This is a genomic window from Pseudoxanthomonas broegbernensis, from assembly GCF_014202435.1.
Classification (GTDB): Bacteria; Pseudomonadota; Gammaproteobacteria; order Xanthomonadales; family Xanthomonadaceae; genus Pseudoxanthomonas; species Pseudoxanthomonas broegbernensis.
Window position 1 is genome coordinate 1 of record NZ_JACHGU010000009.1, and the last position, 13,976, is coordinate 13,976.

At 72.2% G+C, this 13,976-nt stretch carries 8 protein-coding genes; 7 read left to right on the top strand and 1 reads right to left on the bottom strand.

Annotation, left to right across the window (positions count from 1 at the left end; genetic code table 11):
- Nucleotides 1-127 precede the first annotated feature (127 nt).
- Nucleotides 128-1,192 (bottom strand): LacI family DNA-binding transcriptional regulator, encoded by a 1,065-nt coding sequence (locus HNR76_RS13635; RefSeq protein WP_162311799.1) that lies wholly within the window; start codon nt 1,190-1,192, stop codon nt 128-130.
- 206 nt (nt 1,193-1,398) lie between these two features.
- On the opposite strand from HNR76_RS13635, the gene HNR76_RS13640 reads away from it, so the two are divergent.
- The 7 genes from HNR76_RS13640 to HNR76_RS13670 all read left to right on the top strand — a co-directional run bounded on the left by HNR76_RS13640 (nt 1,399) and on the right by HNR76_RS13670 (nt 13,956).
- Nucleotides 1,399-3,564 (top strand): alpha-glucuronidase family glycosyl hydrolase, encoded by a 2,166-nt coding sequence (locus HNR76_RS13640; RefSeq protein WP_162311860.1) that lies wholly within the window; start codon nt 1,399-1,401, stop codon nt 3,562-3,564.
- Nucleotides 3,561-5,594 (top strand): sialate O-acetylesterase, encoded by a 2,034-nt coding sequence (locus HNR76_RS13645; protein WP_162311800.1) that lies wholly within the window; start codon nt 3,561-3,563, stop codon nt 5,592-5,594. Before HNR76_RS13640 ends, HNR76_RS13645 begins: the two co-directional genes overlap by 4 nt.
- Nucleotides 5,591-6,850: a D-mannonate dehydratase ManD gene (gene manD, locus HNR76_RS13650; protein ID WP_162311801.1), complete on the top strand. Its 1,260-nt coding sequence runs from the start codon at nt 5,591-5,593 to the stop codon at nt 6,848-6,850. The genes HNR76_RS13645 and manD overlap by 4 nt, the downstream gene beginning before the upstream one ends.
- 122 nt (nt 6,851-6,972) lie before the next feature.
- Nucleotides 6,973-8,682: a glycoside hydrolase family 43 protein gene (locus HNR76_RS13655; protein WP_425501820.1), complete on the top strand. Its 1,710-nt coding sequence runs from the start codon at nt 6,973-6,975 to the stop codon at nt 8,680-8,682.
- 20 nt (nt 8,683-8,702) lie between these two features.
- Nucleotides 8,703-11,423, top strand: coding sequence for a beta-glucosidase (locus HNR76_RS13660; protein WP_162311802.1), 2,721 nt, complete (start codon nt 8,703-8,705; stop codon nt 11,421-11,423).
- A 184-nt stretch (nt 11,424-11,607) separates the two neighbouring features.
- On the top strand, nt 11,608-13,098 hold the full coding sequence (locus tag HNR76_RS13665; RefSeq protein WP_162311803.1) for a mannitol dehydrogenase family protein: 1,491 nt from the start codon (nt 11,608-11,610) through the stop codon (nt 13,096-13,098).
- 39 nt (nt 13,099-13,137) lie between these two features.
- Nucleotides 13,138-13,956, top strand: coding sequence for a fumarylacetoacetate hydrolase family protein (locus HNR76_RS13670; protein WP_162311804.1), 819 nt, complete (start codon nt 13,138-13,140; stop codon nt 13,954-13,956).
- The last annotated feature ends 20 nt before the right edge of the window (nt 13,957-13,976 follow it).

Here is a 13,976-nt window from a genome sequence, read left to right on the forward strand (position 1 = left end):
CCCTGTACCTGGTGGCGGCGGTGGTGTCGGTGTTCTTCGTCCTGCGCTTCGTGCGCGAGACCAAGGGCATCAAGCTCGAACAGATGGAGGGGTGAGCATGGCCCTGGCGTGGCGACCGCACCCGCGCTCAGCCACCGGCTGCGGCGGGCGGGGCGACCGAGGCGCGCTGGATGAGCTGGTGGGTGACCACGTGGTCGACCACCGTGCGCACGTCCTTCTCCTTGCGGCGGATGCTGCGCAGCAGGATGTCCATGGCCGAGTCGGACATGGAGGCGATGGGCTGGCGGATGGTGGTCAGCTCGGGCCATACCGTGGTCGCCGCGGAGGTGTCGTCGTAGCCGACCACCGACAGGTCGCGCGGGACTTCCAGCCCGTGGCGGTGCGCCACCGAGACGGCCGCGGCGGCCATGTCGTCGTTGCTGGCGAAGATCGCGGTGGGCGGTTTCTTGCGCGCCAGCAGCTTCTCGGCCGCGTCCAGGCCGGAGCGGTAGGTGAAGTGGCCCTGCTGGACCAGGCCGCTTTCCAGGGCGATGCCAGCCTCGGCCAGCGCCGCCTGGAATCCCTCGTAGCGGCGTCCGCTGGCGGTCTGGTTGGGATGTCCCTTGATGTAGCCGATGCGGGTGTGGCCGAGCGCGAGCAGGTGTTCGGTCATTTCCTTGCTGGCGCGGAAATCGTCGATGCGCACGTGCGAGATGTCGTCGCCGAAGTGCGCCGAGGCCAGGGCCACCACCGGCACGCCGGCGCCGACCAGTTCGGAAATCACCGCGCGCGATTCGCACAACGGCGGCGGCAGCAGCACGCCGGCCACGCTGCGCGCCAGCGCGCGGGCGGCGTTGCGCTCGGCCTCGGCGTTGAGGCCGTCCCAACTGTCGACCACCAGTTGCACCGCGGTGCGCGCCGCGCCGCGCAGCGCACCGACCAGCAGCTCGCTGAGGTAGGCGCCGGACGGGTTGGTGTAGATCAGCGCGATCCGGGTGCCTTGCGCGGCGGCCAGCGAGCGCGCGGCCAGGTTGGGGGTGTAGTCCAGCTCCTGCACCGCGCGCATGACCTGCTCGCGGGTGCTTTCGCGCACGTTGGCGTTGCCGTTGATCACGCGCGACACCGTCATCGGCGACACCTGGGCAAGGGCGGCGACCTCGTGAATCGTGATCGCGCGGCTCTTGCGTCGCGCCGACTTGGTGGTGGTCCCCAAGATGGTTTTCTCCGGTTGACCGGCGGCGGTTCGAGGACCGCGACGGATGGATTCTGGCCGCCCACGCCGCTGATGAACACCCGGAAAGCGGCTCCGGGAAAGGCATACGAGAGGCAAGCATGATATCGATAACTTCCACCATCGGCGAACCCGCCGCCGCCGGTCGCACCGCTGGAAACGGCGGCCGCGCCGGGGCCGGGCGCGGCATGTGGTGCCGTTGCATCGCCGCCGCCGCCGCGCTGGCGATGCTGCCGGTGGCGCTGCTGGCGTCGCCGTCCGCGCTGGCCGAGGACGGCTACGACGTATGGCTGCGCTATCGCCCGCTCGACCAGGCGCACAGCGCCGCCGCTGCGGTGCCGGCGCTTGCCGCGCCCGCGTCCACGCCCGCCCAGGGCGCGGCCCGCGACGAATTGCTGCGCGGGCTGGGCGGCCTGCTGGGCACGCGCCCGGCGCTGATCGAGAAGGTCGACCGCGATGGCGCCCTGGTGCTGGGCACGCCGGCATCCTCGCCGCTGGTGGCCGGCCTGGAGCTGGACCTGGCCGGGCTGGGCGAGGAGGGTTACCTGATCCGCAGCGTGCGCATCGGTGGACATGCGGCCACGGTGATCGCCGCCAACCAGGACATCGGCGTCCTGTACGGCGCCTTCCATTTCCTGCGCCTGGCGCAGACGGGACAATCCCTGTCTTCTCTTGACCTGCGCGAGTCCCCGAAGGTCAAGATCCGCGTCCTCAACCACTGGGACAACCTGGACCGCCATGTCGAGCGCGGCTATGCCGGCGAGTCGATCTGGGACTGGCACCGGCTGCCGGACTGGTTGGACCCGCGCTATACCGACTACGCCCGCGCCAACGCCTCCATCGGCATCAACGGCACGGTGCTCAACAACGTCAACACCAGCGCCCAGGCGCTGACGCCGATGTACCTGGACAAGACCCGCGCACTGGCCGGCGTGTTCCGTCCCTACGGCATCAAGGTGTACCTCAGCGCCCGCTTCAGCGCCCCCATCGAGATCGGCGGCCTGAAGACCGCCGACCCGCTGGATCCGGCGGTGCGCCGCTGGTGGAAGGCCAAGGCCGACGAGATCTACGCGCTGATCCCCGACTTCGGCGGCTTCCTGGTCAAGGCCAATTCCGAGGGGCAGCCCGGCCCGCAGGACTACGGCCGCTCGCACGCCGACGGCGCCAACATGCTGGCCGAAGCGGTGGCCCCGCACGGCGGCATCGTGATGTGGCGCGCCTTCGTCTACTCGCACGAGGAGCCGGACGACCGCGCCAAGCAGGCGTACACCGAGTTCGTGCCCTACGACGGCACGTTCGCCGACAACGTGCTGGTGCAGGTGAAGAACGGCGCGATCGATTTCCAGCCGCGCGAACCCTTCCATCCGCTGTTCGGCGCGATGCCGAAGACGCCGCTGATGATGGAGTTCCAGATCACCAAGGAGTACCTGGGCTTCGCCACCCACCTGGCCTACCTGGCGCCGATGTACGAGGAAGCGCTGCGGGCCGACACCCATGCGCGCGGGCCGGGCTCGACCGTGGCCAAGGTGGTGGACGGCACCCTGGAGGGACACGCGCTGACCGGCATGGCCGGGGTGGCCAACATCGGCGTGGACCGCAACTGGAGCGGCTCGCACTTCGACCAGGCCAACTGGTACGCCTACGGGCGCCTGGCCTGGGACCCGGACGCCGGCTCGCGCGAGATCGCGCAGGACTGGGTGCGGATGACCTTCTCCACCGACCCGGCCTTCGTCGCGCCGGTGGTGGACATGATGATGGGCTCGCGCGAGGCGGTGGTGGACTACATGACCCCGCTGGGGCTGCACCATCTGATGGGCCGCGGCCACCACTACGGGCCGGGCCCGTGGGTGGCCGGCGGCCCGCGCGCGGACTGGACCTCGGTGTACTACCACCGTGCCGACCGCAACGGCATCGGCTTCGACCGCAGTGCCGGCGGCAGCGATGCGGTGGCGCAGTACGCGGCCCCGGTGGCGCGGCAGTTCGGCGACCTCGCCACGGTGCCCGAGGAGTTCCTGCTGTGGTTCCACCACGTGCCCTGGGACCACCGCATGGCATCGGGCCGCACGCTGTGGGACGAGCTGGTGCTGCGCTACGGCCGCGGCGTGGACTACGTGAAGTCGATGCGCCGCACCTGGGACGGCCTGGCCGGCCAGGTCGACGCCGAACGCCACCGCCAGGTCGCGGTGTTCCTGGCGATCCAGGAGAAGGAAGCGCAGTGGTGGCGCGACGCCAGCATCGCCTACTTCCAGACCTTCTCGAAGCGGCCGCTGCCCAAGGGCGAGGCGCCGCCGCCGCACACGCTGGAATACTACGAGTCGCTGCAGTTTCCGTTCGCGCCGGGAGATGGGAAATGAGCCACGCATCGTCCAAGAGCGCCTCGCGCTTCTCACGCCGCCTGGCCCTGGTGCTGATGGCCGCCGCGCCGTGGCTGCCGCCGGCCGTCGCCGCGCAGGCGGCCGGGACCGCACCGCTGCTGCACGCCTTGTTCCAGGACCACGCGGTGCTGCAGCGCGACCAGCCGTTGCGCGTGTGGGGCCTGGCGCCGCCGGGCCAGACCGTGCAGGTCGAACTCGCCGGCAAGCGCGCCAGCGCGCGCGCCGACGGCGACGGCCGCTGGGAGGCGACGTTGCCGGCGCTGAAGGCCGGCGGCCCCTACACCCTCAGCGCCGCCGCCGGCCAGGCCAGGCAGACGGTGGCCGACGTGCTGGTCGGCGACGTGTGGCTGTGCTCGGGCCAGTCGAACATGGAACTGCAGGTATGGCGCTCGCTGGACGCGCGCGCGGAGATCGCCGGCGCCGGCAACGACCGCATCCGCCTGCTCGCGGTGCCGCAGGTGTCCGGCGTCGCTCCCCAGGCCACCTTCTCCACGCCGGTGCAGTGGCGGGCGGTCGATCCCGAATCGGTGCGCGACTTCTCCGCCGCCTGCTACTTCTTCGCGCGCGAACTGCAGAAGACCGTGGACGTGCCGATGGGCCTGATCAACGCCGCATGGGGCGGCTCGCGGATCGAGGCCTGGATCGGCGCCCCGGCGCTGCGCACGCTGGGCCGCTACGCGGGCGAGCTGGACATCCTGGAACGCTATGCCGCCGAGCCGATGGACGCGGTCGGCGACTGGGGCCGGTTCTGGCAGCGCTGGTGGTCCGGCCGTCCTGCCGTCGCCGCCGGCGACACCCCGTGGGACGCGGACCAGGGCTCGCAGTGGCGCGCCGCACCGGAGCAACTGGGCGCCTGGGAACGCTGGGGCGTGCCGGAACTGGCCGCGTTCGACGGCATGGTCTGGTATCGCACCGGCGTGACCCTGAGCGCCGCGCAGGCGGCGCAGGGCGCCGTGCTGGCGCTGGGCCCGGCCGACGAGATCGACATGACCTGGGTGAACGGGCAGGGCGTGGGCAGCACCTACGGCGCCGGCGGCGGGCGCGAGTACCGGCTGCCGGCCGGCCTGCTGCGCGAGGGCCGCAACGAGGTCGTGGTCAACGTGCTGGACACCTACCGCGACGGCGGCCTGTCGGGCCCGGCCTCGCAGCATGCGCTGCACCTGGCCGACGGCAGCAGCGTGCCGCTGGAGGCGCAGTGGCAGTACCGCATCGTGCCGGCCGAGGTCGGCTCGCCGCCGCGCGCGCCGTGGCAGAGCGCGGCCGGCCTGTCCACGCTGTACAACGGCATGATCGCCCCGCTGGGGCGCTACGGCCTGCGCGGCGCGCTGTGGTACCAGGGCGAATCCAACACCGGCGAGCCGGAACTCTACGCCGACCTGCTGCGCACTTTGCGCCGCGACTGGCGCGAGCGCTTCGGCGCCGGTCTGCCGCTGCTGGTGGTGCAACTGGCCAACTACGGCGCCCGTCCGTCCGCGCCGACCGAGAGTGGCTGGGCGCAGCTTCGCGAGGCCCAGCGCCAGGTGGCCACGGAGGATTCCGATACCGGGCTGGTGGTGGCGATCGACATCGGCGACGCCTACGACATCCACCCCACCAACAAGCAGGAACTCGGGCGCCGCCTGGCGCGCGCGGCGCGGCACGTGGCGTACGGCCAGGCGCTGCCGGCCTCGGGGCCGGTCCCGCTGGCCGCCGGCCGCAACGGCGAGGCGGTGGTGGTGTCCTTCGGCGACGTGGAGGGCGCACTGGTGGCCTATGGCGCACCGGGGCCGATCGGCTTCGAGCTTTGCGGCGAGGCGGCCGGCTCCTGCCACTACGCCCAGGCGCAGGTCTGGCACAACCGCGTCACCCTGCAGGCGCCCGACGCGCATCAGGCCACCCGTGTGCGCTACTGCTGGGGCGATAGCCCCACCTGCACGCTCTTCGACGCCAACGGCGACGGCCCCGGCATGCCCGCCGGCCCGTTCCAGATCCCCCTTTCCCCCATGCCCTACGACGACCACGCACGATGAACGCCCAAGCAGCCCCCACCGAAACCACCGTCCACGGCTCCAGCGGCGATCGCGAGATCGTCGAGGCCAGGGTCATCGTCACCTGCCCGGGCCGCAACTTCGTTACCTTGAAGATCACCACCCGCTCGGGCGTGTACGGCCTGGGCGACGCCACCCTCAACGGCCGCGAGCTGGCGGTGGCCTCCTACCTGCAGGACCACGTGGTGCCCAACCTGATCGGGCGCGACGCCGGCCGCATCGAGGACATCTGGCAGTTCCTCTACCGCGGCGCATACTGGCGCCGCGGGCCGGTGACCATGAGCGCGATCGCCGCGGTCGACGTGGCCCTGTGGGACATCCTCGGCAAGATGGCCGGGCTGCCGGTCTACCAGTTGCTGGGCGGGCGCTCGCGCGAGGGCGCGCTGGTCTACGGCCACGCCAACGGCCGCGACATCGCCGAGGCCAGCGATGCGGTCGGCAAGTTCATCGAGCAGGGCTTCCTGGCCGTGCGCGCGCAGTGCGGCGTGCCGGGGGTGAAGAAGGCCTACGGCATCTCCAACGCCAAGGGCTACGAGCCGGCCGAGAGCGAGCTGCCGCTGGAGACGGTGTGGAACACGCCGCGCTACCTGGAGACGGTGCCCCGGCTGTTCGAGCAACTGCGCGCCGACCACGGCAATGACGTGGAGCTGCTGCACGACGTGCACCACCGGCTCACGCCCATCGAGGCCGCGCGCCTGGCCCGGAGCCTGGAGCCGTACCGCCTGTTCTGGCTGGAGGACGCCACCCCGGCCGAGAACCAGGCCTCGTTCGAGCTGATCCGCAAGCACTCGGTCACCGCGCTGGCGGTGGGCGAGGTGTTCAACTCGATCTGGGACTGCAAGTACCTCATCGAGAACCAGCTCATCGACTACATCCGCGCCACCATCGTCCACGGCGGCGGCATCACCCACCTGCGCCGGCTGGCCGACTTCGCCGCCCTGTACCAGGTGCGCACCGGCTTCCACGGCGCCACCGACCTGTCGCCGGTGACCATGGGCGCGGCCCTGCACTTCGATACCTGGGTGCCGAACTTCGGCATCCAGGAGTACATGTTCCACACCGAGGAGACCGATGCGGTGTTCCCGCACGACTACGTGCTGCGTGCCGGCCGCCTGCACGTGGGCGACACCCCGGGCATCGGCGTGGACATCGACGAGAAGCTGGCGGCCAGGTATCCGTACGCGCCCAAGCAACTGCCCATCGCGCGCCTGGAAGACGGCGCGATGTGGAACTGGTGAGGAAGGACAGCATGGCGCGCCCGAGCATGCCGGCCCCGTCGTTCCCGCGCGGCCGCGGAAGCGAAGACGCCGCACCCGCGCCTTCGCCGCGGGCCGGCCCCGCGCGCGCGCCGCGATGGGGCATCCTGGGGCCGTTGCTGGCATCGCTGCTGCTGGCCGCCTGCGCCGGCGGGGACGGGCAGCAGGGCACCGCGCCGGCCGATACGGCCGATGCCGCGGCGGCCGCCAGCTTCGACTGGTTCGAGTACACCGGCCGCGACCGCGCCTTCGAGGCGGAGCTGCCTCCGGGCAGCTTCCGCAACCCGGTCCTGGCCGGCTTCCATTCCGACCCCAGCGTGGTGGCCGCGCGCGGCAAGTTCTACATGGTGAACTCCACCTTCACCTACTTCCCGGGCATCCCGGTGTTCGAGAGCGAGGACCTGGTCCACTGGAAGCAGGTGGGCAACGTGATCGACCGGCCCTCGCAACTGGACTTCGACGGGCTGCGTGTCTCGCGCGGCGTGTTCGCCCCGGCGATCGAATACCGCGGCGGCACCTTCTACGTGGCCAACACCGCGGTGGACAGCGGCGGCAACTTCATCGCCACCGCCACCGACCCGGCCGGCCCGTGGTCCGACCCGGTGTGGCTGCCGGGCATCGGCGGCATCGACCCGTCGCTGTTCTTCGACGACGACGGCAGGGTCTACATCCTCAACAACGACGAGCCGCAGGGCGTGCCGCGCTACGACGGCCACCGCGCGATCTGGCTGCAGGAGATCGACATCGCCAAGGGCGAGCCGTTCGGCCCGCGCAAGGTGCTGGTCGACGGCGGCGTGAAGCCGGAGGAGAACCCGATCTGGATCGAGGGCCCGCACCTGTACAAGGTCGACGGCTGGTACTACCTGTCCAACGCCGAGGGCGGCACCGGGCCGCAGCACTCGCAGGTGGTGCTGCGCAGCCGCCAGGTCTGGGGCCCGTACGTTCCGCATGCGCGCAACCCGGTCCTGACCCAGCGCGACCTCGACCCGGCACGCGCGCTGCCGGTGACCAATGCCGGCCACGCCGACCTGGTGCAGGGCCCGGACGGAAGCTGGTGGGCGCTGTTCCTGGCCAGCCGCAACTACGGCGTGGACCACTACAACACCGGCCGCGAGACCTTCCTGCTGCCGGTGACCTGGGACGACGGCTGGCCGAGCATCCTGCCGCCCGGGCAGGCCATTCCCTACGTGTTGCCCGGGCCCTCCTTCATGAAGCGGCCGGCCGAGCAGGCCCCGTCCACCGGCAACTTCACCTGGCGCGACGACTTCGACGCGCCGGAGCTGGGCAAGGAGTGGATGTTTGTGCGCGTGCCCAGGCAGCCGTGGGCGGACCTGTCCGCGCAGGCGGGCAGGCTGACCCTCCGTCCGCTGGCCGAGGGCCTGGACACGCTGCGCAACCCCTCGTTCCTGGCGCGCCGCCAGCAGCACCTGGTGTTCGAGGCCAGCGCCGCGCTGGAACTGCCGGCCGCCGGCAGCGCCGCCGGGCTGGCCGCGTTCCAGAACGAGGCCCACTGGTACTTCCTCGGCGTGCGCCGGGTGGGTGCGGAGGCGGAGCTGTTCCTCGAAAAGCGCGGCGGCGACGCCCCGGCCGCCGTGGTGGCCAGCCGCAGCGTCGTCGTGCCCGCGGGCCGCGACCTGAAGCTGCGGATCGCCGGCGACGAGGGCGCGTATTCGTTCGGTTTCGATGCCGACGGCGAGGGCTGGCAATGGCTGGTGCGCGACGACGACGCCACCCTCCTCAGCACCGACGTCGCCGGCGGTTTCGTGGGCGCGACCATCGGCCCGTATGCGCGCGACGAGCGCGCCAGGCACTGACCCTCGTGGAGGAACGGAACATGCAGTCGATACCCGCGAACATCGACCCGGCGCGATCGGCCACGGCGCGCCGCCGCCAACCGCTGGCCCGCTGGTGCGCGCTGGCCCTGCTGGCCGCGCTTCCGGCGCAGGCGGCCGATGCGGAACGGGCCTGGCTGGATACCTCGCGCAGCTTCGAGGACCGCGCCGCCGCGCTGGTCGCGCAGATGACGCTGGAGGAGAAGGCCGCGCAGATGCAGAACGATTCGCCGGCCATCGAGCGCCTGGGCGTGCCGGCCTACGACTGGTGGAACGAGGCGCTGCACGGCGTGGCCCGCGCCGGCTCGGCCACCGTGTTCCCGCAGGCCATCGGCATGGCCGCCTCGTTCGACGTCCCGCTGATGGACCAGGTGGCCAACGCGATCAGCGACGAGGCCCGGGCCAAGCACCACGAGTTCCTGCGCCGCGGCGAGCACGGCCGCTACCAGGGCCTGACCTTCTGGTCGCCCAACATCAACATCTTCCGCGACCCGCGCTGGGGCCGCGGCCAGGAGACCTACGGCGAGGACCCGTACCTGACCGCGCGCATGGGCGTGTCCTTCGTACGCGGCCTGCAGGGCGACGACCCCAAGTACCGCAAGCTCGATGCCACCGCCAAGCACTTCGCCGTGCACAGCGGCCCGGAAGCCGACCGCCACACCTTCGACGCGCACCCCTCCAGGCGCGACCTGTGGGAGACCTACCTGCCGGCATTCGAGACGCTGGTGAAGGAGGCCGACGTGTATGCGGTGATGGGCGCCTACAACCGCGTCTACGGGGAGTCGGCCAGCGCCAGCACGTTCCTGACCCAGGACATCCTGCGCGGCCAGTGGGGCTTCGAGGGCTACGTGCTGTCCGACTGCTGGGCGGTCGTGGACATCTGGAAGAACCACAAGATCGTCGCCACGCCCGAGGAGGCCGCCGCGCTGGCGGTGAAGCACGGCACCCAACTGGATTGCGGCGACACCTATGCCGACTCCATCCCGGTGGCGGTGCGCAAGGGGCTGCTGCCCGAGGCCGAGGTCGACGCGGCGGCGACCCGGCTGTTCACCGCGCGCATGAGGCTGGGCATGTTCGACCCGCCCGAGCAGGTGCGCTGGGCGCAGATCCCGTACTCGGTCAACCAGTCGCCCGGGCACGACGCACTGGCGCGGAAGATGGCGCAGGCATCGATCGTGCTGCTGAAGAACGACGGCGTGCTGCCGCTGTCGCGCGACACCCGCCGCATCGCGGTGATCGGCCCGACCGCCGACGACACCATGGCCCTGCTGGGCAACTACTACGGCACCCCGGCCGCGCCGGTGACGGTGCTGGCCGGCATCCGCCAGGCGCTGCCGGACGCGGAGGTGGTCTACGCGCGCGGCGCCGACCTGGTCGAGGGCCGCGACGACCCATCGGCCACGCCGCTGGTCGAGCCGCAGTACCTGCGCCCGTCCGCCGATTCCGCCGAGCGCGGCCTGCGCGGCGAGTACTTCCGCAACAAGGACCTGTCCGGCACGCCGGTGCTGGTGCGGGTGGACGCGCAGATCGGCTTCCGCTGGGACCGCGGCTCGCCCACCGACAACCTGATGGCGCGGGGCGAGGCCGGCCCGGACAACGCCGTGCCCAACGACGGGTTCAGCATCCGCTGGACCGGCCAGTTGCTGCCGCCGGTATCGGGCAGCTACCGGATCGAGGCCGCGGCCAACGACGGCTTCCGCCTGTACCTGGACGGCAGGCTGGTGCTGGACCACTGGGAGGACGCCGAGCGCCTGCGCGCCGACAGCGTCACCCTGGACCTGGAAGGCGGCCGCGCCTACGAGGTCAGGCTGGAGTACTACGAGGACGAGCGCGACGCCAGCGTGCGCCTGGCCTGGGACCTGCCCGGCGCCCGCCCGCCGTTCGAGACGGCGCTGGAGGCCGCGCGCTGGGCGGACGTGGTGGTCTTCGTCGGCGGCTTGACCGGCGACGTGGAAGGCGAGGAGATGAAGGTCGACTATCCCGGCTTCGCCGGCGGCGACCGCACCGATACCCGCCTGCCGGCCACCCAGCGCAAGCTGCTCGAAGCGCTGCACGCCACCGGCAAGCCGGTGGTGCTGGTGCTGACCACCGGCTCGGCGCTGGCGGTGGACTGGGCCCGGCAGAACCTGCCGGCCGTGCTGGTGGCGTGGTATCCCGGCCAGCGCGGCGGCAATGCGGTGGCCGACGTCCTGTTCGGCGACGCCAATCCGGCCGGCCGCCTGCCGGTGACCTTCTACAAGGCCGACGAGACGCTGCCGGCGTTCGACGACTACGCCATGGCCGGCCGCACCTACCGCTACTTCGAAGGCGAGCCGCTGTTTCCGTTCGGCCATGGCCTGTCGTACACCCGCTTCGGCTATTCCGGGCTGAAGCTGGGCCGCAGCCGCGTGGGCGCCAAGGAAGCGCTGCAGGTATCGGTCAAGGTGCGCAACGTCGGCAAGCGTGCCGGCGACGAGGTGGTGCAGGTGTACCTGCACCCGCTGCAGCCGGCGCGCACGCGCGCGCTGAAGGAACTGCGCGGCTTCCAGCGCGTGCACCTGCAGCCGGGCGAGGAGCGCACCCTGAGCTTCACCCTGGTGCCGGAGAAGGACCTGCGCATCTACGACGAGGCCGCCGGCGCCTACGCGGTCGACCCGGGCCGCTACGAGGTCCAGGTGGGTGCGTCGAGCGCGGACATCCGCGCGCGCTCCGCCTTCACCGTCATTCCGACCAAGGACGATTGATCCCCCGTTCCACCCCCGGTCCCTCCCCTCTCTCCGGGGAGGGGCCGGGGAGAGGCGCGGCGAAGCCGGCGGGTCTCCCAGGCCGCCGGCTTCGCCGATGCCTCGCTCCAGCCGGTCCACCCGGGCCGTCCATTCCGCGGAGGACGCGCAGGCCGCTTCCACCGCCACCGATTGCAGGATTCCGATGATTTCTCCGGCCGTTCCCGACTCCCGCCGCCTGTCCGCCGCCACCCTGGCGGACCTGCCACAGGAGGTGGCGGTGCCGGACTACGACCGTGCCGGTACCCGCATCGGCATCGTCCACTTCGGCCCCGGCGCCTTCCACCGCGCCCACCAGGCCGCGTACATCGACGCGCTGCTCGGGTCCGATCCGGACTGGGCGATCAGCGCGGTGTCCCTGCACAGCGCCGGCGTGCGCGACGCCCTGCGTCCGCAGGACGGGCTGTACACCCTGGCGCTGCTGGGCCAGGCCCCGCAGTTGCGCGTGATCGGCGCGATCCGCGAAGTGCTGTGCGCGCGCGACGAGGGCCATGCCGTGCTGGAGCGCCTGGCCGACCCGCAGGTGCGCCTGGTCACCCTGACCATCACCGAGAAAGGCTATTGCCTGTCCGCCGACGGCGTGGACGCCTCGCACCCGGACATCGTCCGCGACCTGGCCACGCCGGACGTACCGGTCAGCGCCATCGGCTGGCTGGCCGCCGGCCTGCGCCTGCGCCGCGATCGCGGCCTGGCGCCGTACACCGTGCTCAGTTGCGACAACCTGGCCGACAACGGCGGCCGCCTGCGCCGCGCGGTGCTGGACTACACGCGCCGGCTGGACCCGGAACTGGCCGCCTGGATCGAGCGCGAGGCGGCCTTCCCGCGCTCGATGGTGGACAGCATCACCCCGGCCACCGACGACGCCCTGCGCGCGCAGGTCGCCATGGGCCTGGGCGTGGCCGACGCCTGGCCCGTGCAGCGCGAGCCCTATACCCAGTGGGTGGTGGAGGACGACTTCCGCAACGGCCGCCCGCCCCTGGAGCGGGTGGGCGTGACCCTCAGCGGCGACATCGCCGGCTACGACCGGGCCAAGCTGCGCCTGCTCAACGCGCCGCACTCGGCCCTGGCCTACCTCGGCGCGCTGATGGAGATCGAGACCGTGGCCGACGCCATGCGCGAACCGGCGCTGGCCGGCTTCGTCGAGCGGCTGATGCGCGAGGACATCGCGCCCTCGCTGGCGCTGCCGCAGGGCTTCGACCCGGACGCCTACGTCGACGCGATCCTGGCGCGCTTCCGCAACCCCGCCATCCGCCACCTGCTGCTGCAGATCGCCTGGGACGGCTCGCAGAAGCTGCCGGTGCGCCTGCTCGGCACCCTCGCCGATGCGCTGGCCGCCGGTCGCTCCATCGATCGCCTGTGCCTGCCCGTGGCCGGCTGGATGCACTTCGTCCGCCGCCAGGCGCGGCGCGACGTGGCGCTGGTCGACCCCCTGGCCGAGACGCTGGCCGGCATCGACCACTCCGCCGACGCGGATGCCGCGCGCGACGTGGACGCCTTCCTGCGGCTGGACGCGGTGTTCGCGCCGCTGTCGGCCGATGCGCGCTTCGCCGACGCCCTGCGCCGGGCCTATGCCACCCTCGGCGACGCCACGCCGGCGGCGGTGGCGCGGGCCCTGGCCGGCGCCGAGTCCCGCTAGCCCGCACCCATCCCATCCCTTCGCCTCCGGGAGCCCGCCATGACCGCGTACCTCACCCGCCACGCCACCGCCGACGGACCCCGCTGGGCGCTGGACGGCCGCTACCTGCCGGCCGGCTTCGGCCTGTCCGCCTGGCTCGGCCTGCCCGCCGCGCAAGCGTGGGCGGAACTGGAGGCGCTGCCGCGCGGCGAGCCGGCGCAGGCGCCGCTGCTGGCACCCATCGAGGACGCGCAGGAGGCCTGGGCCAGCGGCGTGACCTACCTGAGCAGCCGCATGGCGCGCGAGGCCGAATCGCAGAGTGCCGACGTGTACCAGAAGGTCTACGCCGCGCCGCGCCCGGAACTGTTCTTCAAGGCCAGCGGCTGGCGCGTGGCCGGCCATGGCGCCGGCATCCGCGTGCGCGCCGACAGCGCCTGGGACGTGCCCGAGCCGGAACTGGCGCTGCTGCTGGACACGGCCGGCCAGATCCGCGGCTACACCGTCGGCAACGACGTCTCCTCGCGCAGCATCGAGGGCGAGAATCCGCTGTACCTGCCGCAGGCCAAGGTCTACGACGGCGCCTGCGCGCTCGGTCCCGGCATCCGCCTGTGCGCGGCCGCGGCCATGGCCGACCTGCCGATCTCGCTGGAGATCGAGCGCGCGGGGGCGGCGGTGTTCTCCGGCGCCACCCGCACCTCGCAGATCAAGCGCGGCCTGCAGGAACTGGCCGACTACCTGTTCCGGGAACTGGCGTTCCCGCAGGGCGCGTTCCTGTTCACCGGCACCGGCATCGTGCCAGGCGAGGACTTCACCCTGCGCTCCGGCGACGTGGTGCGCATCGGCATCGACGGCCTGGTGCTGGAGAACCCGGTGCGATGAACGCCGGCGACGGACGCAGG